The following is a 20,082-nucleotide window of genomic DNA, read 5'->3' as shown; positions in this document are numbered from 1 at the left end:
CTAGAATCTGATGAATTGGAACAATTCCAAGAGCCGGAAGAAATTCTAGAAGAAGAGAACCAAGAAACTGTAGAGTTCGAAGAAGGGTTAGCTTCTGAAGTAGTAGAAGAAGAACTTCCTCAGGTTGAAGAAACCGTACAGGAAAAATATGACCGCAGTCTCAAGAAAACCCGTACAGGATTCGGTGCTCGTTTGAATGCCTTCTTTGCCAACTTCCGTTCTGTCGATGAAGAATTCTTCGAGGAATTGGAAGAACTGCTCATCATGAGCGACGTCGGTGTGCAGGTCGCTTCAAACTTAACAGAAGAACTACGCTATGAAGCTAAACTCGAAAACGCTAAGAAGCCTGACGCACTTCGTCGTGTTATTATCGAGAAATTGGTTGAACTTTATGAGAAGGATGGCAACTACGATGAACAAATCCACTTCCAAGATGGTTTGACCGTCATGCTCTTTGTTGGTGTTAATGGTGTTGGGAAGACAACTTCTATCGGGAAATTGGCTCATCGCTACAATCAAGCTGGCAAGAAAGTCATGCTGGTTGCAGCAGATACCTTCCGTGCGGGTGCTGTGGCCCAGCTAGCTGAATGGGGTCGACGTGTGGATGTTCCTGTTGTGACGGGACCAGAAAAGGCTGACCCTGCTAGTGTGGTCTTTGATGGGATGGAACGTGCTGTAGCTGAAGGGATTGATATTCTCATGATTGATACAGCAGGTCGTCTGCAAAACAAGGACAACCTTATGGCTGAGTTGGAAAAGATTGGTCGCATCATCAAGCGTGTCGTGCCAGAGGCGCCACATGAAACCTTCCTTGCCCTTGATGCTTCAACTGGACAGAATGCCTTGGTGCAAGCTAAGGAATTTTCTAAGATAACACCATTGACTGGAATTGTTTTGACAAAAATTGACGGAACTGCCCGAGGTGGTGTTGTACTGGCTATCAGAGAAGAACTCAATATCCCTGTAAAATTGATTGGTTTCGGTGAAAAAATCGATGATATTGGGGAATTTAACTCAGAAAACTTTATGAAGGGTCTCTTAGAAGGCTTGATTTAATACAATATAAATATCCTGCAAGTCAATCTTGCAGGATATTTTTGCTATTCTAAACGGCCATCTTCACGATAGGCGATATCTGGTTGCCAGGTCCATTTGGCTCCATACTTCTCAAGTAAGTCAAAGCTAGCTTGTGGCCCCATGCTTCCAGCTTTATAATCGTAGAGTGGAGCTCCGTTTTCATCCCAGAGCTTTTCGATACGGTCAATCAATTTCCACGAAGCACTTACCTCATCCCAGTGGCTAAAATTGGTAGAGTTGTTATTCAAGACATCGTAGATTAATTTCTCGTATGGGTCTGGTGAGGCTCCAGTAGCAGTAGCATCTGTACGGTAATCCAGAGAGCTTGGAGCCAGGTTGAATTCTTCTCCGACTTGCTTCCCATTGAGGCTGAGAGAGAATCCTTCAGTTGGTTGGATATAGATTGTCAAAATGTTTGGAGCAAGTGGTTCTCCAAAGATAGAATCCATTTGCTTAAAGACGATATTAACGTGAGTTCCTTTTTCCGTCAGGCGTTTCCCTGTACGGAAAAAGAAGGGAACACCACGGAAGCGATCGCTGTCTACAAAGAAGGCACCAGATGCAAAGGTTTCTGTTGTAGATTCTGGGTCGACGTTTGGCTCGCTACGATAGGAAATGTATTTCATGCCATCGATTTTACCAGAGCGATATTGACCACGGATAAACTGTTCTTTCAATTCTTCCTCAGTTGGATGATAGAGGTTTTTAAAGACTTTTATCTTTTCAGCACGAATCTCATCCTTTGTAAAGCTAGCTGGTTTGTCCATGGCTAGAAGAGAGAGGAGTTGAAGAGTATGGTTTTGCACCATATCACGAAGGGCACCAGATTGATCATAGTAGCCACCGCGTTCTTCTACACCCAAGCGCTCTGCAAAGGTAATCTGAACATTATCGATGTGTTCGCGATTCCAAACATTCTCAAAGATCATGTTGGCAAAACGAACAGCAAAGATACTCTGAATCATCTCTTTACCTAGGTAATGGTCGATACGGTAGATTTGCTCTTCATCAAAGGCCGCAAGGAGATCTTCATTGAGTTTGCTAGCTGTTTCGTAGTCTGTACCAAATGGTTTCTCAACGATCAAGCGCTCAAAACCTTTACCATCGACAATGTTTTCAGATTTGAGGTGCTTGGCAATAGTTCCAAAGAACTGAGGTGCCATAGACAAGAAGAAGAGCTTATTGTGTTCAGCTTGGTATTTTTCATTTAGCTCAGCTTGTAATTGACGCAGAGCAATGTAATGTTCCGTATCATTCACATCATGGCTTTGATAGTAGAAATGGCTAGCAAATTCTTGGGCTTGCTCGGTACTATCTGCCAAATCAAGGATGGACTCGACAACTACAGATTCAAAATATTCCTTACTCCAAGGTCTACGAGCTGTTCCGATAACAGCAAAATGTTCAGAGAGATTGCCTGATTTATAGAGTCTGAAAAGGGAAGGGTAGAGTTTGCGTTTAGCTAAATCTCCACTCGCACCGAAAATTGTAACAATAACCTTTGATGACATCTAGCTACCTAATTTCTATATTTTTTCCTAGTTGGACTAGGGATGAGATTTCCTCATTATCATAGTTTTTATTTTATCATAATTTTCAAAAAAAACAAAAAATCCAATACGCAATTAAAAAACTGTAAGGAGAACCTTACAGTTTTGTTTTATACATTTAAGACCTTATCCAAGAACTCTTTTAAACGAGGGTGCTGCGGGTTGTCAAAGATTTGATCTGGAGTTCCATCTTCCAGGAATTCACCATCAGCCGTAAAGATAACACGGTTAGCCACCTGACGAGCAAATCCCATCTCATGGGTTACGATAATCATGGTCATGCCTTGTTCCGCCAATTCCTTCATAACATTCAGTACATCTCCAACCATTTCAGGGTCCAGAGCGGAAGTTGGCTCATCAAAGAGCATGATATCAGGATTCATGGCAAGTCCACGAGCGATAGCTACACGTTGTTTCTGACCACCTGAAAGGCTATCTGGATTAGCATTAGCCTTGTCTGCAAGACCGACTTTCTCCAGCAACTCCATCCCCAATTTTTCAGCTTCTTCTTTGGTCATTCGTTTGTGTTCAATAGGTGCAAAAGTGATATTTTCTAGGACTGACATGTGTGGGAAGAGGTTGAAGTGTTGGAAGACCATTCCGACGTTCTCGCGAACATGGTCGACATTGGTTGATTTTTCAGTCAGATCATAACCATTCACTGTGATGTGGCCACTCGTTACCTCCTCGAGGAGGTTAAGGCTACGGAGGAATGTGGATTTACCAGAACCAGAAGGACCGATGATGCAGACAACATCTCCTTCATAGAATTTAGTTGTAATTCCTTTTAAAACTTCGTTTTTTCCATAATACTTATGCAAATCATTTACATCAATTTTTAGTTTTGCCATTAACGAATCCTCTTTTCTAAGCGTTTCGCTAGTCTAGTCAAAAGCGTGATAATTACAAGATAGAAGATAGCAAGGATTGCATACATCTTGAAACTTTGGTAGTTACGGGCGATGATAATCTTACCAGTTTGGAAAAGTTCAACCAGACCGATAGCAGAAACAATGGTTGTATCTTTAAGAGCGATAACGAATTGGTTGACGAAGTTTGGCAACATCAATTTAGTCGCTTGTGGCAAGATAATCTTACGCATGGTTTTTCCATAAGAGATACCAAGACTGCGACTGGCTTCCATTTGCCCAACTGGAACAGCTTGAATCCCACCACGAACAATTTCAGCGATATAAGCTGCCGCATTAAGTGAGAGGGCAATAGTACCAGCTACAAAGTCATTGATTGGACTTTGTTGGCCTGTAATGGACTCGATGAAGTTTGGAATACCCCAGAAGATGAAGGCTGCAAGAATCATCAAGGGAATACCACGGATAACGTCAACGAAAATCTCAGAGATTAGACGAAGAGATTTGTATGGGCTAACGCTAAACATACCAAAGATAATACCGATGACAATGGCAATTGCAAATGAGATAAGAGCTAGAGCAAGAGTGATTCCAAGTCCACTAAGAAGTTGTTTGTAGTTGTTTTGAAGCAAGCCCCAGATAGTAGTTTCGTCAACTGTACTTGTAGAGTCAGTTGAAGTTTCGCTAGCTAGATACTTGTCAAGAATCTTTTGGAATTCACCGTTAGCTTTGAGGTTCGCAAGTCCGTTATTGAACATCTGGATCAATTCAGGGTTTGTTCCTTTTTTAACCGCAAAGGCAGTTTCACCGATTGGAGTTCCAGCGATTGGTGTTTTCAATTTTTGACCTTGGCTGATAGAATATTTGAGAACTGGCTCATCATCCATCACAGCATCAATAGCTCCAGTATTCAGACTGTCATACATTGATGCGCCATCAGCAAAGGTTTTAATCTTATAACCGTATTTGCTTTGATTTTCAGTAAGGAACGTTTGAGAAGCAGTTCCGTTTTTAACACCGACAGTTTTATCCTTGAGGTCTTCATAAGAAGCAATTGTGCTTGATTCTTTCACACCGAGAATCGTATTTGCTGTGTAGTAGGATTCTGAGAAGTCGAAGGTTTCCTTACGAGCATCTGTTACAGACATACCAGCAATGATACCATCTGCTTGTCCTGCTTGAACAGCACTAATGGCTGCGTCAAATCCTGGGTTGGTAATTTCAATTTCAAAACCTTGATCTTTGGCAATGGCCTTGATAAGGTCCATATCAATACCGGTGTATTGATTGCTTGAATTTTGAAAGACGAATGGGGCGAAAGATGAGTCGCTGGCAATAATGTACTTGCTTTTCACTGGAGTAGCTTTTTGTCCAGCAGCAGTAGTTGTCGTTGGGCTTGCCGTAGTTGTAGAAGCTGTCCATTTTCGGATGATTTGCTCCAAGCTACCATCTTTCTTCATTTGTGCTAGGGCTTCGTTAAACTCGGTAACCAAGTGTTCATACTTGCTCCCTTTCTTGACACCAAAGGCAAAGCTTCCAACAGCCTCACCATCCATATTGATGCTGAGATCTTGTCCTTGGTTAATCGCATACTCGATAACAGGTTTATCATCCATGATGGCATTTACAGCACCAGCACTTAGACTGTTATTCATCAAATCACCAGTATCAAAGGTTTTAATAGAGAAACCGTATTTATCTTTGATACTTTCGAGGAAACGTTGAGCGGCAGTTCCGTTCTTAACTCCAACTGTTTTCCCGCTAAGTTCCTCATATTTGGTGATTTTATTTGCCTTTGTGGTAGCAATGACAACTTTTGTATCATAATAGGTATCAGACATGGTAAAGACATTTTCACGTTCTTTTGTTTTTGTCATACCTGCCATAATAGCATCTGCTTGACCTGACTGCACTGCATTTACAGCTGCATCAAAGCCAGGATAAGACATTTGGATGTTCCATCCTTTGATTTCTGCGACTTTATTGATAATATCAACATCAATCCCTTTATAGGTTTGATCTGAATCTTTAAACTCAAAAGGTGCGTAAGCTGTATCAGACACAATCTTAACAGTATCAGCTTTTGCCATACCTAGTGAGAAAATGGGAAATAAAATGAGCAAATATGCTAGTATTTTTTTCTTCATTTTTAGTCTCCTTTTCCGAATATTTTCCCATTATATCAGAAAATGAATGAAAAGGCAAATTTTATGGATTTTATGTAAGAAAATGTAACATAGAATCCTTGCTCTCATCAACCTAGAGAAGAGTCTGAAAAGTAAATTTATGGTAAAATAGAAGGATAGAAAAATGCAGATGAGGCAATCATGATTAATCGAATTACAGATAATACATTTAAACTAGTATCAAAATATGAACCTTCAGGAGATCAACCCCAAGCGATTGAGCAGTTGGTTGACAATATCGAGGGTGGAGAAAAGGCTCAGATTTTGATGGGGGCGACGGGTACAGGGAAGACCTATACCATGAGTCAGGTCATTTCCAAAGTCAATAAACCAACTTTGGTCATTGCCCACAACAAAACCCTAGCTGGTCAGCTCTATGGGGAGTTTAAGGAATTTTTCCCTGAAAATGCTGTTGAGTACTTTGTGTCCTACTATGATTATTACCAACCTGAGGCCTATGTCCCTTCAAGCGATACCTATATAGAGAAGGATAGCTCGGTTAATGATGAGATTGACAAGCTCCGTCACTCAGCGACTTCAGCACTTCTGGAGCGCAATGATGTCATCGTTGTGGCTTCAGTCTCTTGTATCTATGGTTTGGGTTCGCCTAAGGAATACTCTGATAGCGTGGTTAGTCTGCGTCCAGGTCTGGAGATTTCTCGTGATAAACTTTTGAATGACTTGGTCGATATTCAGTTTGAACGCAATGATATTGATTTCCAACGGGGAAGATTTCGCGTTCGTGGGGATGTGGTGGAGATTTTCCCAGCTTCCCGAGATGAACACGCTTTTCGAGTAGAGTTTTTCGGGGATGAGATTGACCGTATCCGTGAGGTTGAGGCTTTGACAGGTCAGGTATTGGGAGAAGTAGATCATTTGGCGATTTTCCCTGCCACTCACTTTGTGACCAATGATGACCACATGGAAGTTGCGATTGCGAAAATTCAAGCAGAATTAGAAGAGCAGTTAGCTGTCTTTGAGAAGGAAGGCAAACTGCTAGAAGCCCAGCGTTTGAAACAGCGAACAGAGTATGATATTGAGATGTTACGTGAGATGGGCTATACCAACGGTGTTGAAAACTACTCACGCCACATGGATGGTCGTAGCGAAGGAGAGCCTCCTTATACGCTTCTTGACTTTTTCCCAGATGATTTCTTGATCATGATTGATGAAAGTCACATGACCATGGGGCAGATTAAGGGCATGTACAATGGAGACCGTTCTCGTAAGGAAATGTTGGTCAATTATGGTTTCCGTTTGCCGTCTGCCTTAGATAATCGTCCTCTCCGTCGGGAGGAGTTTGAGAGTCATGTTCATCAGATTGTTTACGTTTCAGCGACACCAGGTGACTATGAAAATGAACAGACCGAGACAGTGATTGAGCAAATCATTCGTCCGACAGGACTTCTAGATCCTGAAGTGGAAGTCCGTCCAACTATGGGACAGATTGATGACCTCCTAGGTGAAATCAATGCCCGTGTTGAAAAGAATGAGCGAACCTTTATTACCACCTTGACCAAGAAAATGGCAGAAGACTTGACCGACTACTTCAAAGAAATGGGCATCAAGGTCAAGTACATGCACTCGGACATCAAGACCTTGGAACGGACGGAGATAATCCGTGACCTACGCTTGGGTGTCTTTGATGTCTTGGTCGGAATCAACCTGCTCCGCGAAGGGATTGACGTTCCTGAGGTAAGCTTGGTTGCCATTCTCGATGCTGATAAGGAAGGTTTCCTTCGTAACGAACGTGGACTCATCCAGACTATTGGCCGTGCTGCCCGTAATAGCGAAGGCCATGTCATCATGTATGCGGACACGATGACTCAATCTATGCAACGAGCCATCGATGAAACTGCCCGCCGTCGGAAAATCCAGATGGCTTATAATGAAGAGCATGGTATCGTACCTCAAACCATTAAGAAAGAAATCCGTGATCTTATTGCCGTGACCAAGGCAGTTTCTAAGGAAGAGGACAAGGAAGTCGATATCAATAGCCTCAACAAACAAGAACGCAAAGAACTCGTCAAGAAACTGGAAAAACAAATGCAAGAAGCCGTCGAAGTACTTGATTTTGAACTGGCAGCTCAGATACGTGACATGATGTTGGAAGTGAAGGCGTTGGATTAGTGCAGGAGTAAAAAGAAATGGATATATTAGATGATTATAAAAAAGGTGCTCGCTATTTTGAGTTGAAAAATACTATACAGTCTTTAGATGATTTAGATAGTAAAGTAGAGAATATTAATGACATAATGGAAGCTTTTTTACAATTTCCTCCAAAAGAAAAATGGGAAAAATTAGAAACAACTTTATATATATTACATGAATTTAGTAAATTTGTCGATGAAACAATTTTAAAAAAAGTTTTATTAGAGACAGAATTATTATTTAAAGAAAACAATGAAACATTTATTAGTGTGTATATACTAAATAATTACTTCCGATCTTTGAACGACTATTTGAAAAAAATTTAGGAGTAGAAGATTGTCAAGACTTTTTCAATGATAATAGTATATTTTTCACAGTTATTAATCGTATCAAAAATCAAGACTTAAATGACATCAATAAATCTACTTGTGCTCAAATACTCGATATAATGATTATCATTTTTGAAAGAGGTGAAGGTTCTGAAAGACTGAAAGAAAAAATAAAACAAGATTTGGGATCTATTATTGATATGATTCTTTTAAAATTTCTGTTTGCTTCTATAAGTATTAGTTATTTTCACCTTGATATTCTATTAAAGATTTTTAAGTCGGAACATTTATATTTAATTAATAGCTTCTATAAAATGAATCCTGATAATTATAGTGTAAGACATTATTTATCGTGGTTAGAGACAAAAGACTATGATATTATCAAGGAATCTATAGAAACACTTCAAACTATACTAAAATATACTGATTCAGATATTAGGAAGAGTACAATTTATAATTTATTGGAGAAAGCAGATGAAATAAATGATGAAGATGTAGTAACTTTACAAGATTTTCATGAAGATGTTTTGGAAGAATTTGCAAATACTCTTATTGATAAAATTCGAGCACTTTTGACAATTAATGCTCAAGATCTTGATAATAGTGAAGAATATGGTCATTATACTAAAATTGAAACTTTAACGAACCACTTAATTAAAACGATAAAATCTGGTAATTCAAGTGAACCTGCGTATTTGAGATTAACAAATTCTAAACAATTAAATGATCCTATGGAAGGAAGAGCCATCTATGACTACTTGGAAATAGAAAACTCCTCGGACTGCTATCAGAGTTCCAATGTCTTTCTATCTTCGATGACAACTATATCTGATAGTCTTCCCATGTGGAAAGAATATGCAGAAGAATCTAAAGGAGCATTTCTACAGTACGATAAAAAGTATTTACAACAAATTATTGAGCATGACTCCTTAGAGTTTGTGAGAATATTCTATTTAAACAGTACGAGAGAAGACGATTCTGATATTATACAAAAGCTTAATGACTTAAAAGAGTTAATTCAAGAATTAAAGGCTAGACATACTGAAGAAAGTAGGAAGGTACAGTCAAATATCTTTAAAAATTTAGCAAAAATATCCTATCTTTTTAAGGTATCCGATTATGAATATGAGAGTGAGTATCGTATTTTAATCAACTTTGATGATTCAGAAATTGAAAGACGACTAAATCCCAAACTCATAACAGATGATAGGATCGAAATTGAAGAACTCAGAGTTTTATCAGGTGGTATTGGACTTAGTGAAAATGAGAAATCTGGTTATAAAGATTTTAGGAAATATATTCACTTAGAATCAAAGGAAGATGGGAGATATGCTTTATTTGTATACATCAATTTATTACCATTGAAATATTCAAAAGTAATTCTAGGTCCGAAGGTTACGGATGCAGACTATATTGCTCCTTATCTCAAACTTGCCAATCCTGATATAGAGATAGAAAGTTCAAAGATTCCTTATCGTTGAGTTGAGGATAACTTAAAGCAGAAGGTGTTTTAGAGAATTTAGTGAGATTAAAATAGATATTGCAGACTTAATTGGAAAATTTTAAATATTAAAGTTTGGCTTTGAACTTAGACCATCTATTCTTAAAAGTTGATTTGTTTTCATATTGTACAATCAACAAACAATCACGTTTTAGCAGATATTTTAAATGGAAAGAAGTTATTATGAATTTGAAAGAGACGAAGTATAAGAAGTCATCAGGGTTAGATTCTGTTCGTTTTTGGTTACAAGGGCATCGATTTGTCAAATTTATGCTTGATATTGTCTTTTATATCATCTTGTTCCTAGTTATAGAATTTACAACATCACAGAACAAAAGCATTCCAGCTGATTTTCGGTACAGAGAGCTTTTATTTCCCTTGCAATTGAATCTTTTTATTTTGGGTAATAGGTTCTATGCTCTCTTTTTGTCAGTGAAAACTGAAAAAGAAAGGACCCTTAAAAGATTTTGTGAACCCTTTATTTATATCAATATCCTTAGCTTCATTTTTCAACTGATTGGCGTGAGAAAAAGAGGAAGAGTTGTTCTGTCACCTTTGTTTTCACTGGAGTCATCCTATATCTGGTTTCCTATTGTTGTCTACCTTCTAGTCTTGATGTTAACTCTGGCAATCTTCTTTCTCTCTAAAGGTTCAAAAAAAGGAGTAGATGAAAATGAAGATGAGTAGGCAAATGAAGTATAAGACAAAAGAAAAGTCTTCTTGGACTAAGAGGATTTTTCTTTGGATGGAAAGGCACAGAAGGATTGCTCAACTTTTGGATACGAGTGTATTATTTGGATCTATGTTTGTATCATTTCTTGCCGCCTCTTACATTAGTTATCTATTACCGAGCATGAACTATCTTTCCCCCTTAAGCTTCAATCTTATCCTTCTGATCTTATCAACCTATTTCCTTGTCTTTCGTTTTAGTAGTGATAAACTTCAGAAATGGCGTTACTTTTCATGGGGATTTATTGGGTTCAATGGTCTTCTTTTTCCCTTTCATCTCTTGGTAGGTCTGAATTGGCTAGGACGTCGTAAGTCAACGAATTTCCCTCCTATAATTTCTATGGATCCAGCCTATGTCTGGGTTCCTATTGTAAGTTATCTATTTTTCTTTTTCTTGGGGCTGGGAATTCTGCTTTTGATTATACGGATAGAAAAGAGAAGAAGGAGGCGTAAATGGAACGAAAGACTAAGAGACAAAAGAAGATCAAACAACAGAACAGACAAATGAGAAAAATCCAGAAAAAGTATTCTTTGGTAGCTCACGTCCAATTGTGGCAGGAAAGACATTCAAAGATTGCTTCTTTTATGGATGGTGGTATAATATTATTATCTATTTTTGGTATCATGTATGTATTGTTCGGGACGTCACTTATCCCGAAACCATATCAAGAAATGTCCTATGTCTTGCCAATTATTATGAATTTTGTCTTTTTGGTTCACACACTTTATCAAGGTATTTTTAGAGATGGTTTTAGCAATAAGGCTTCAGTACAAGGATTTTTAAAAGCTTTTCTATACATAAATGGACCTATTTTTCTCCTCCACTTACTTGTTGGGGTGAAAGGGAGAAATGTTAAAAAAAATCCTTCCTTATTATCTGTTGATTATCGCTACATCTGGCTTCCAATTGCTACCTATCTAATCTTTTTCATCATTCCAGCGATATTGATGGTGATTTTGAAATATAATGACAAAAAGAGGAAAAATCATGACAAAAGAAAATCTAACTAAGTTAATTTCGTTTAAGACACTTTATTTAGCTTTGCTGACCTTTGTGGTTCTTCATTTGGTGTTGCTGGTTTTTGGACTATCTTTTACGCCGATTTTGTGGAATAGTTGGTTTTTCATTCTTTGTTTGACCTTCCTAATCCATCCTTGGAGAATCTTTTATAGAACAAGAGATGCTAAATGGTATCACCTTATTTTTCAAGTATTTAGTGGATTGGTGACATTTTACCTTTGGTTTGCAGCATTTTTTGTTTTATCAGTTATCTCGGATCCAGCCGTCCCTATCAATATAGACTATCGCATAGAAGATAAGGAAATCATCATTGCTAGAGGTTTTTTGGCCCGTACTACTTATGACCATCATGAATTGATTAATCCCTTTATCATGAAGTCCGAAGTAAAATATCGAGATGAATAATAACAAATAGAAAGTGAGTGAATCCATGTCACGTTCCCAAAAAACAATCCTAACAAACATCTGCCTTGTCGAAGATAAGGCGCGAGGTAAAGTCCTAATGCAATATCGCTCTCCTGAAAACAATCGCTGGTCTGGCTATGCCTTTCCAGGAGGACATGTTGAGAATGGCGAGGCCTTTGCCGAGTCTGTCATTCGTGAGATTTATGAAGAAACTGGTTTGACCATTCAGAATCCCCAACTGGTCGGCATTAAAAACTGGCCCTTAGATACAGGTGGGCGCTACATCGTTGTTTGTTATAAGGCGACAGAGTTTACTGGAAGTCTCCAATCCTCAGAAGAAGGAGAAGTATCTTGGGTACAAAAAGACCAGATTCCAAATTTGGATCTGGCCTATGATATGTTGCCTCTGATGGAAATGATGGAAGCACCTGACAAGTCTGAGTTCTTCTATCGCCACCGTACAGAGGACGGCTGGGAGAAAGAAATTTTCTAGTCTTTTACCAAATAACCCAACTGATCCAAGGCCTCCTCGATATAGTGGAGGTCTTGTTGTGTCTCGGCTTCAACAAGGTGGTAATGGATGCCGTCTGTCAATTCAGAAAGGGGTCTAAAGTCTGAATTCTCGACTTGTTCCAGAAAGTGCTGGACATCTCGGCGACAAGTGAGTTTGAGTAGGGTTTCAATTTCGCCATAAACGGGATGATCGATTAAGATATTTTGAACGCGTCCGCCATTATCTACAATAGCTAGTAGTTCCTGACCGATTTCTTCCAGTTCATGTTTCACTTTAAAGAGTTTGTGGACGTAGGGGCTGGCATCATTTTCTTTGTAGATATAGCCACGATTGGTGGATAGGATAGGAGCTCCATCTGCTCGGAGAATAGCGATGTCCTGTACAATGACCTGACGAGTAACATGGAAGTGCTCAGCCAAGGTTTGACCATTGAGAGCTTTTGGCGCCTCTTTTAACAGTTTGAGAAGAGCTTGTTTGCGATCCTTTGTCATAGTTTTTCCTTTTAGCGACGTTTTCGAAGCACTTTATAGACAGCTAGTGCTAATGTATAGTCTACCATACTATGGACGATTGTGCCAAAACCAACTAGGACAAAGAGAACATAAAACATATTTTCAACATTTGTCCCTGAAGTAGCATAAAAGATGATACAAGCTATTACTTCAGCGATAGCATGAACAACACCCAAAACAAAGTTAAAAATCCAAGACGCCTTTGGTTTATCCAAGGTTTCAGGGAATTTCTTTAAGTACAAAGCCCCCAAAGTACCAAAAACAATGTGAGAGAAGGCACGAAGTACAATAACAGGCGGATAGCCAGCCATCAGGAAACCGAAACTGGAAGCAATAATCACAAAAGCAGCCATCAAAGGCGAAAGAAACATGGCGATAAAGATGGGGATATGACTTCCCAAGGTGTAAGAAGCCGGTGGGATAACGATTTTAAAAGGCATAATGATTGGAATCAAAATCGCTATTGCAGTGAGTAGGGCAGTCATAGTCATAAACTGCGTTTTTTTCCGTATATCCATAAGAACCTCCATTTATCTGTATATACACAAGTATAGTACAATAAATCACCAATCAAGTCAAGAAGTATTATTGATTTTTCAGGAAAATTTGGTTAAAATGTGATAAAGAATAATAGGAACTGAGGAGAAATCGTGATGATACTTTTTGTTTACCTAATCGTGGTAATCGTGATAATGTCAAAACAGAAAAGCGAAGGGAAAGTAGTCTCAGGTTGGACTCGTTTCCTAGTTTATAGTTTATTAGTCCTTTCGATACTCTCTCTATTAGCAAGCAGTCTGGCTGTTTCACTCTTTAGCCTTCCTTTATTAGGTTTTCTTTTGATGGCAGCAATACTAGAAATTGCTTATTTCGTCAGATTGGTGATTGCATTTGGTTTGGTTTTACTATCACTAACCCTATACTTGGATAGCCAGAAAAGTCAGCAACCTACACCGCTTTCGCATCAACTTCTGCGCTTTGGCTTTCACATTCTATTGATGTTTCTTATGTTTTAAATGCTAAACTCCACCTTCAGGACGAAAGTGGAGTTGTTTTATTTTTTCAAGGTTTGTAAACGTGGGACAATTGCTACTGTTAGAACGGCAGAAATGACAAGCTCGGCAATTGAGTTTGTAGAAATAACGGTTGCCAGGAGTTTTTGAATATTGCCGTCGAAGACATTTCCAAAAAGGAAGAAGATTCCCCCAAGAACAAAGACGGTGTTTGTAAGGGAACCGAGAGCACCAGCAAAGATGAGACCCGTTCTGTTTTTTAATAATTTATAAACCAAGTAAGGTGTCAGACCGATCAAAATGCGAGGGACAATAGCGATAATCGCAGAATAGATGTTTCCATTCGGTACGAAAGGTGAGAAGAGGTAGCTGGTTGGTAGAATCGTAATCGTATTTACCGTTAAGCTTAGCAGTCCCATCAAAAAACCAAGTGTAACTCCAACGCGAGGACCATAGATGATACTAGCAATAATGACTGGAATATGAACGATAGTTGGTTTAATTGGAAATGGGAAAAGATTAAATAGGAGAGAGCTCAAAAAGTGGATAACGAGCATAACTGCAAAAAAGATAGCAATTGGAGCAATGTTAGAGCGTTTGTTCATCGAGGGTTTCCTTTATTCTTTCTAAAATAGTATTCAGGTCAGCTAGGGCGCCTTTGCCGTGATCGCCACAGGCTAGTAGAGATTCTTTTGGAGAGATAATCTGATAACCATAGGTCTCTAATGTTTTTAGATTAGCCTGAGTTGCTGGATGGTCATACATTTTTGTATTCATGGCTGGTGCGACTAACTTTTTGACATGTTCTGGCAGGGCAAGCGCTGTGCTTGTCACCATGTTGTCCGCAAATCCGTGGGCTAGTTTGGCAATAGTATTAGCAGTAGCAGGAGCTACAATAAAAAGGTCAGTGCTTTTGCCTAGTTCGATATGATTGACTTGATCAGGATAAGGTTCCTTCATGATATCAAGGTGGACAGGATTTTGAGAGAGGACCTGTAGTGTTAACGGTTGGATAAACTCTCTCGCTGCCTCAGTCATTAAGACAGTGACCTGATGGCCTTGTTTCTTCAAGGAACTGACTAGGCCAGCTGATTTATAGGAGGCAATGGAACCTGTCACTGCGATGAGAATATTTGCCATGGCTTTCCTTTCTATGAATCGTATGCTTGAATTTTTTCAAGGAGGAGGTTTGCAATTTCCTCTTTGGTTTGAACGGTTTGGAGTTCCTCTTTCTCAACAAAGATTGCGCGATGCTGATTTGCTGAAATTTGAGTCAGGTCATTTGCAATGATTAAGTCTGCTTGGTTCTTGATAAGACTCTTTCGTGCGATCTCAATGAGATAATCCTCAGAGACATCAACCAGCAATTTAAACCCAATCAGATGAATGGCAGGATTCCATTCCTTGACTAGAGAGATGATTTTTGGAGTCTTTTTAAGGAACAAAACCTGAACTTCATCAGTTGAAGAAATCTTAGCTTCTATATTTTGCTTGTCTAATAATTCTTCCAGATTAGAGCTCGTCTTAACTTCATCTAGTCCCGTCATATAAACAGGAGTGTAGTCAGAAACTGCCATCGAATGAATCAAGACCTGATAATCTTGAACACACTTTTTCATCTCTAAAAGAAGATCATTCGTATTTTTGATTTCTAGAATGGTTAGATGGCGATGAGGTTCTGGCTTAAGAGCACTAGGAGTAGTAATCAGACAAATCTCATGACCAGCAGCAAGTAGGGTTTCGGTAATAATTTTCCCCAAGCGACCAGTCGAGTGATTCGTGATAGAGCGGACGCTATCGATTGCTTCACTTGTGCCGCCTGACGTAACTAAAATTTTCATAGGACTATTGTACACAAAAATAAACAGTAAGTAAAATGAAAGCGATAAATTTTTGGAAAAACGAAGCTACACTATAGTTTATAACTATAAAGCCATATAAAATTTTCAAAAGAGCCCTAAAAATCTTTAAAACAATGATATTTACGAACGTTTAGAGAGTTTATGGATGTTAAAAATCTTGTTTTGTGATATAATGAATTATCACATTAGAGGTTAGAGGAGTTTTGAATGAAAACAGATATTGAAATCGCACAGAGTATTGAGTTGAAACCAATCGTTGATGTTGTTGAGAAACTTGGTATTTCTTACGACGATTTGGAATTGTACGGGAAGTATAAGGCTAAACTCAGCTTTGATAAAATTCGTGCAGTTGAGAGCAATCCAGTTGGGAAATTAATCTTGGTTACTGCCATCAATCCAACTCCAGCAGGTGAAGGAAAATCAACTATTACCATTGGTCTTGCGGATGCCTTGAACAAGATTGGCAAAAAAACCATGATTGCTATCCGCGAACCATCTCTTGGTCCAGTCATGGGGATTAAGGGTGGTGCAGCTGGTGGTGGTTACGCCCAAGTGCTTCCAATGGAGGACATCAACCTTCACTTTACCGGGGATATGCATGCCATTACAACAGCCAACAATGCTCTTTCAGCCTTGATTGACAATCACTTGCACCAAGGAAATGAGCTGGGAATCGACCAACGTCGTATTCTCTGGAAACGTGTAGTGGACTTGAACGACCGCGCCCTTCGTCATGTAACCGTTGGACTTGGTGGTCCTCTAAACAGTATTCCTCGTGAGGATGGTTTTGATATTACAGTTGCTTCAGAAATCATGGCCATTCTTTGCTTGGCAACGGACATCGAGGACTTGAAACGTCGTTTGGCGAATATCGTTATTGGCTATCGCTATGACCGTACACCAGTTACTGTTGGTGATTTACAGATTGAGGGAGCATTAGCATTGATTTTGAAAGATGCTATCAAACCGAACTTGGTTCAGACAATTTACGGTACACCTGCCTTTGTACACGGTGGTCCATTTGCCAATATCGCTCATGGATGTAACTCTGTTTTGGCAACAAGCACAGCCCTTCACTTGGCTGATTATACTGTTACTGAAGCTGGTTTTGGTGCGGACCTTGGTGCTGAGAAATTCCTTGACATTAAGACACCAAACTTGCCAGCATCTCCAGATGCTGTTGTCATCGTCGCAACTCTCCGTGCCCTTAAGATGAATGGTGGTGTAGCTAAGGACGCTCTTACAGAGGAAAATGTAGAAGCAGTTCGTGCAGGTTTTGCTAACTTGAAACGCCACGTTGAGAACATCCGTAAGTTCGGTATTCCAGCAGTTGTAGCTATCAATGAATTTGTTTCTGATACAGAGGCTGAAATCGCAGCCTTGAAGGAACTTTGTGCCTCAATCGATGTACCAGTAGAATTGGCTAGTGTCTGGGCTGATGGCGCAGAAGGTGGTGTAACACTTGCCGAAACACTTGTCAAGACAATCTCTGAAAATCCAGCCAACTACACTCGTCTTTATGACAATGACCTTTCTGTCCAAGAAAAGATTGAAAAGATTGTTACTGAAATCTATCGTGGTAGCAAAGTGAACTTTGAGAAGAAAGCTCAAACACAAATCGCTCAAATCGTTCAAAACGGATGGGACAAATTGCCAATCTGTATGGCTAAAACTCAGTACAGTTTCTCAGACAATCCAAATGCACTTGGAGCACCAGAAAACTTTGAAATTACCATTCGTGAATTGGTACCAAAATTAGGGGCAGGCTTTATTGTTGCCCTAACTGGTGATGTCATGACCATGCCAGGCCTTCCAAAACGACCAGCCGCTCTTAATATGGATGTTGAAAGCGACGGAACTGTTCTAGGATTGTTCTAATAGTTTAATTGAATTAAAATGAGTTTGGAAATAATATCCAAGCTCATTTTTTTATCTAGCTTTAAGGAGTTGTCTTCAGCTGATAATAGAGTTACTTTCTAGACGCAATCAGTCTAGGTAAAGATATTTTCCTCGATTTCTGATATAATAGAAACATTGACTTCAAGAGTAAGGAAGAGAAAATGAACGCATTATTGAATGGAATGAATGACCGTCAGGCTGAGGCAGTGCAAACGACAGAAGGGCCCTTATTAATCATGGCTGGTGCTGGTTCTGGGAAGACTCGTGTTTTAACTCACAGAATCGCCTACTTGATTGATGAAAAGATGGTCAATCCTTGGAATATTTTGGCCATTACCTTTACCAATAAGGCGGCGCGTGAGATGAAGGAGCGTGCCTATGGCCTCAATCCAGCTACTCAGGACTGTTTGATTGCGACCTTTCACTCCATGTGTGTTCGTATCCTACGTCGCGATGCGGATCATATTGGCTACAATCGGAATTTCACTATTGTAGATCCTGGTGAGCAACGAACTCTCATGAAACGCATTCTCAAGCAGTTAAACTTGGATCCAAAAAAATGGAATGAACGAACCATTTTGGGAACCATTTCCAATGCTAAGAATGACTTGATTGATGATGTGGCTTATGCTGCTCAGGCTGGTGATATGTATACGCAAATCGTGGCCCAGTGTTATACAGCTTATCAAAAGGAGCTTCGTCAGTCTGAGTCCGTTGACTTTGATGATTTGATTATGCTGACCCTGCGTCTCTTTGATCAAAATCCTGACGTCTTGACTTACTATCAGCAGAAGTTCCAGTACATTCATGTTGATGAGTACCAAGATACCAACCATGCCCAGTATCAATTGGTCAAACTCTTGGCTTCACGCTTTAAAAATATCTGCGTAGTCGGTGATGCTGACCAGTCTATTTACGGTTGGCGTGGGGCTGATATGCAGAATATCTTGGATTTTGAGAAAGATTATCCTCAAGCCAAGGTAGTTTTGCTAGAGGAAAATTACCGTTCAACCAAAACCATTCTCCAAGCAGCCAATGACGTCATCAAAAACAATAAAAACCGTCGCCCCAAGAATCTCTGGACCCAGAATGCCGATGGGGAGCAAATCGTTTATTATCGCGCAAATGACGAACAGGATGAGGCTGTTTTTGTAGCCAAAACCATTGATGAACTTGGTCGTAGTCAAAACTTCCTCCACAAGGATTTTGCAGTTCTTTATCGGACTAATGCGCAATCCCGTACTATTGAGGAAGCACTGCTTAAGTCCAATATTCCTTATACTATGGTCGGAGGGACCAAGTTCTACAGCCGTAAGGAAATCCGTGATATTATCGCCTACCTTAATCTTATTGCTAATTTAAGTGACAATATCAGTTTTGAGCGCATTATTAACGAACCAAAACGTGGAATTGGCCCAGGAACCGTTGAGAAAATCCGTGATTTTGCGAATATGCAAGAGATGTCTATGCTGGATGCTTCAGCTAATATTATGTTGTCTGGCATCAAAGGAAAAGCAGCACAGTCAATTTGGGACTTTGCCAATATGATCTTGGATTTGCGAGAAAAACTGGATCAATTAACTATCACCGAGCTGGTGGAGGCTGTTCTAGAAAAAACAGGTTATGTCGATATTCTTAATGCTCAGGCAACCTTGGAAAGCAAGGCGCGGGTTGAAAATATCGAAGAGTTCCTATCTGTTACCAAGAACTTTGATGACAATCCTGATAGTCAAGAAGAAGAAACAGGTTTGGATAAACTCAGTCATTTCTTGAATGACTTAGCCTTGATTGCAGATACGGATACAGGCAGTCAGGAGACATCAGAAGTGACCTTGATGACCCTCCATGCAGCTAAGGGACTTGAGTTCCCAGTTGTCTTTATCATTGGGATGGAGGAAAATGTCTTTCCCCTTAGCCGTGCAGCAGAAGATCCGGATGAACTGGAAGAGGAACGTCGTTTGGCCTATGTAGGTATCACGCGCGCGGAGAAAATCCTCTATCTGACCAATGCCAACTCTCGATTACTGTTTGGGAAGACCAACTATAACCGTCCAACACGTTTCATCAATGAAATCAGTTCGGACTTGCTTGAGTATCAGGGCTTGGCTCGACCAGCCAATACTAGCTTTAAGGCTTCTTATAGCAGTGGCGGAGTGGCCTTTGGTCAAGGTATGAGCTTAGCCCAGGCCCTTCAAGAACGGAAACGCAATGCCGCACCAAGCTCTATCCAGTCTAGTGGTCTCCCATTTGGTCAGTTTGCAGCCGGAAATAAAAAAGATTCAAGCGATACCAACTGGTCTATTGGGGATATTGCTCTCCACAAGAAGTGGGGAGAGGGAACTGTTCTGGAAGTCTCTGGTAGCGGTGATACTCAGGAGTTGAAAATCAATTTCCCAGAAGTGGGGCTGAAAAAACTCTTAGCCAGTGTAGCCCCAATTGAGAAAAAAATCTAATTTTCTATCCTTCT

General features: G+C 39.8%; 19 protein-coding genes. 11 read left to right on the top strand and 8 right to left on the bottom strand.

Annotation, left to right across the window (positions count from 1 at the left end; all coding sequences use genetic code 11):
- Nucleotides 1–1,056: signal recognition particle-docking protein FtsY (gene ftsY / locus HMPREF0849_RS05340; protein ID WP_009013625.1), on the top strand; the 1,056-nt coding region annotated here is incomplete at its 5' end.
- A gap of 44 nt (nt 1,057–1,100) precedes the next feature.
- On the opposite strand, the gene zwf is transcribed toward ftsY, so the two are convergent.
- From zwf to HMPREF0849_RS05325, 3 genes are all read right to left on the bottom strand, one after another.
- Complete coding sequence (gene zwf / locus HMPREF0849_RS05335) at nt 1,101–2,588, bottom strand: glucose-6-phosphate dehydrogenase (RefSeq protein ID WP_000096116.1); 1,488 nt, start codon at nt 2,586–2,588, stop codon at nt 1,101–1,103.
- Between the two features lie 149 nt (nt 2,589–2,737).
- Nucleotides 2,738–3,478: an amino acid ABC transporter ATP-binding protein gene (locus tag HMPREF0849_RS05330; protein WP_001096337.1), complete on the bottom strand. Its 741-nt coding sequence runs from the start codon at nt 3,476–3,478 to the stop codon at nt 2,738–2,740.
- On the bottom strand, nt 3,478–5,643 hold the full coding sequence (locus tag HMPREF0849_RS05325; RefSeq protein WP_000727027.1) for an ABC transporter substrate-binding protein/permease: 2,166 nt from the start codon (nt 5,641–5,643) through the stop codon (nt 3,478–3,480). The genes HMPREF0849_RS05330 and HMPREF0849_RS05325 overlap by 1 nt, the downstream gene beginning before the upstream one ends.
- A 180-nt stretch (nt 5,644–5,823) precedes the next feature.
- Here HMPREF0849_RS05325 and uvrB point away from each other — a divergent pair, with 180 nt between their 5' ends.
- The 7 genes from uvrB (at nt 5,824) to HMPREF0849_RS05285 (ending at nt 12,311) form a co-directional block, all read left to right on the top strand.
- A complete protein-coding gene (uvrB, locus tag HMPREF0849_RS05320; RefSeq protein WP_000610437.1) occupies nt 5,824–7,812 on the top strand; it encodes an excinuclease ABC subunit UvrB in 1,989 nt (662 codons plus the stop codon).
- A 17-nt stretch (nt 7,813–7,829) separates the two neighbouring features.
- Nucleotides 7,830–8,159 (top strand): hypothetical protein, encoded by a 330-nt coding sequence (locus HMPREF0849_RS05315; protein ID WP_000352019.1) that lies wholly within the window; start codon nt 7,830–7,832, stop codon nt 8,157–8,159.
- Between the two features lie 122 nt (nt 8,160–8,281).
- On the top strand, nt 8,282–9,643 hold the full coding sequence (locus tag HMPREF0849_RS05310) for a DUF2971 domain-containing protein (protein ID WP_009013624.1): 1,362 nt from the start codon (nt 8,282–8,284) through the stop codon (nt 9,641–9,643).
- A 203-nt stretch (nt 9,644–9,846) separates the two neighbouring features.
- Complete coding sequence (locus HMPREF0849_RS05305; protein ID WP_001049398.1) at nt 9,847–10,350, top strand: hypothetical protein; 504 nt, start codon at nt 9,847–9,849, stop codon at nt 10,348–10,350.
- A gap of 495 nt (nt 10,351–10,845) precedes the next feature.
- Nucleotides 10,846–11,403, top strand: a complete 558-nt coding sequence (locus tag HMPREF0849_RS05295; RefSeq protein WP_000440208.1) for a hypothetical protein — start codon at nt 10,846–10,848, stop codon at nt 11,401–11,403.
- The gene (locus HMPREF0849_RS05290; protein ID WP_000159689.1) at nt 11,381–11,818 is read left to right on the top strand and encodes a hypothetical protein; all 438 of its coding nucleotides are present in this window, start codon (nt 11,381–11,383) and stop codon (nt 11,816–11,818) included. Before HMPREF0849_RS05295 ends, HMPREF0849_RS05290 begins: the two co-directional genes overlap by 23 nt.
- 25 nt (nt 11,819–11,843) lie before the next feature.
- On the top strand, nt 11,844–12,311 hold the full coding sequence (locus tag HMPREF0849_RS05285; RefSeq protein ID WP_000091519.1) for an 8-oxo-dGTP diphosphatase: 468 nt from the start codon (nt 11,844–11,846) through the stop codon (nt 12,309–12,311).
- Here HMPREF0849_RS05285 and HMPREF0849_RS05280 read toward each other — a convergent pair.
- Together HMPREF0849_RS05280 and HMPREF0849_RS05275 are read right to left on the bottom strand one after the other, a co-directional pair.
- Nucleotides 12,308–12,823 carry a transcription repressor NadR gene (locus HMPREF0849_RS05280; RefSeq protein WP_000159158.1) on the bottom strand — a complete coding sequence of 172 codons (516 nt, stop codon included), beginning with the start codon at nt 12,821–12,823 and terminating at the stop codon, nt 12,308–12,310. The genes HMPREF0849_RS05285 and HMPREF0849_RS05280 overlap by 4 nt on opposite strands.
- Nucleotides 12,824–12,834: 11 nt before the next feature.
- Complete coding sequence (locus tag HMPREF0849_RS05275) at nt 12,835–13,362, bottom strand: ECF transporter S component (RefSeq protein ID WP_000354639.1); 528 nt, start codon at nt 13,360–13,362, stop codon at nt 12,835–12,837.
- 135 nt (nt 13,363–13,497) lie between these two features.
- Between HMPREF0849_RS05275 and HMPREF0849_RS05270 the strand changes: the two genes are divergently transcribed.
- Nucleotides 13,498–13,857 (top strand): hypothetical protein, encoded by a 360-nt coding sequence (locus HMPREF0849_RS05270; RefSeq protein WP_000600202.1) that lies wholly within the window; start codon nt 13,498–13,500, stop codon nt 13,855–13,857.
- 38 nt (nt 13,858–13,895) lie between these two features.
- On the opposite strand, the gene HMPREF0849_RS05265 is transcribed toward HMPREF0849_RS05270, so the two are convergent.
- From HMPREF0849_RS05265 to coaB, 3 genes are read right to left on the bottom strand one after another with little or no spacing between them, the layout of a single operon-like run.
- Complete coding sequence (locus HMPREF0849_RS05265) at nt 13,896–14,459, bottom strand: ECF transporter S component (RefSeq protein WP_001042717.1); 564 nt, start codon at nt 14,457–14,459, stop codon at nt 13,896–13,898.
- Complete coding sequence (gene coaC / locus HMPREF0849_RS05260; RefSeq protein WP_001274064.1) at nt 14,443–14,994, bottom strand: phosphopantothenoylcysteine decarboxylase; 552 nt, start codon at nt 14,992–14,994, stop codon at nt 14,443–14,445. Before coaC ends, HMPREF0849_RS05265 begins: the two co-directional genes overlap by 17 nt.
- 11 nt (nt 14,995–15,005) lie before the next feature.
- Nucleotides 15,006–15,695 (bottom strand): phosphopantothenate--cysteine ligase, encoded by a 690-nt coding sequence (gene coaB, locus HMPREF0849_RS05255; RefSeq protein ID WP_000699507.1) that lies wholly within the window; start codon nt 15,693–15,695, stop codon nt 15,006–15,008.
- A gap of 228 nt (nt 15,696–15,923) precedes the next feature.
- Here coaB and HMPREF0849_RS05250 point away from each other — a divergent pair, with 228 nt between their 5' ends.
- Nucleotides 15,924–17,594, top strand: a complete 1,671-nt coding sequence (locus HMPREF0849_RS05250) for a formate--tetrahydrofolate ligase (RefSeq protein WP_000845267.1) — start codon at nt 15,924–15,926, stop codon at nt 17,592–17,594.
- Between the two features lie 182 nt (nt 17,595–17,776).
- Entirely contained in the window at nt 17,777–20,068 is a 2,292-nt protein-coding gene (pcrA, locus tag HMPREF0849_RS05245) for a DNA helicase PcrA (protein ID WP_000992901.1), read from the top strand.
- The last annotated feature ends 14 nt before the right edge of the window (nt 20,069–20,082 follow it).

This window comes from Streptococcus sp. C300 (genome assembly GCF_000187645.1).
Classification (GTDB): Bacteria; Bacillota; Bacilli; order Lactobacillales; family Streptococcaceae; genus Streptococcus; species Streptococcus oralis_CQ.
The sequence above is the reverse complement of the archived record's forward strand: the minus strand, read 5'-3'. Positions and strand labels throughout refer to the sequence as shown.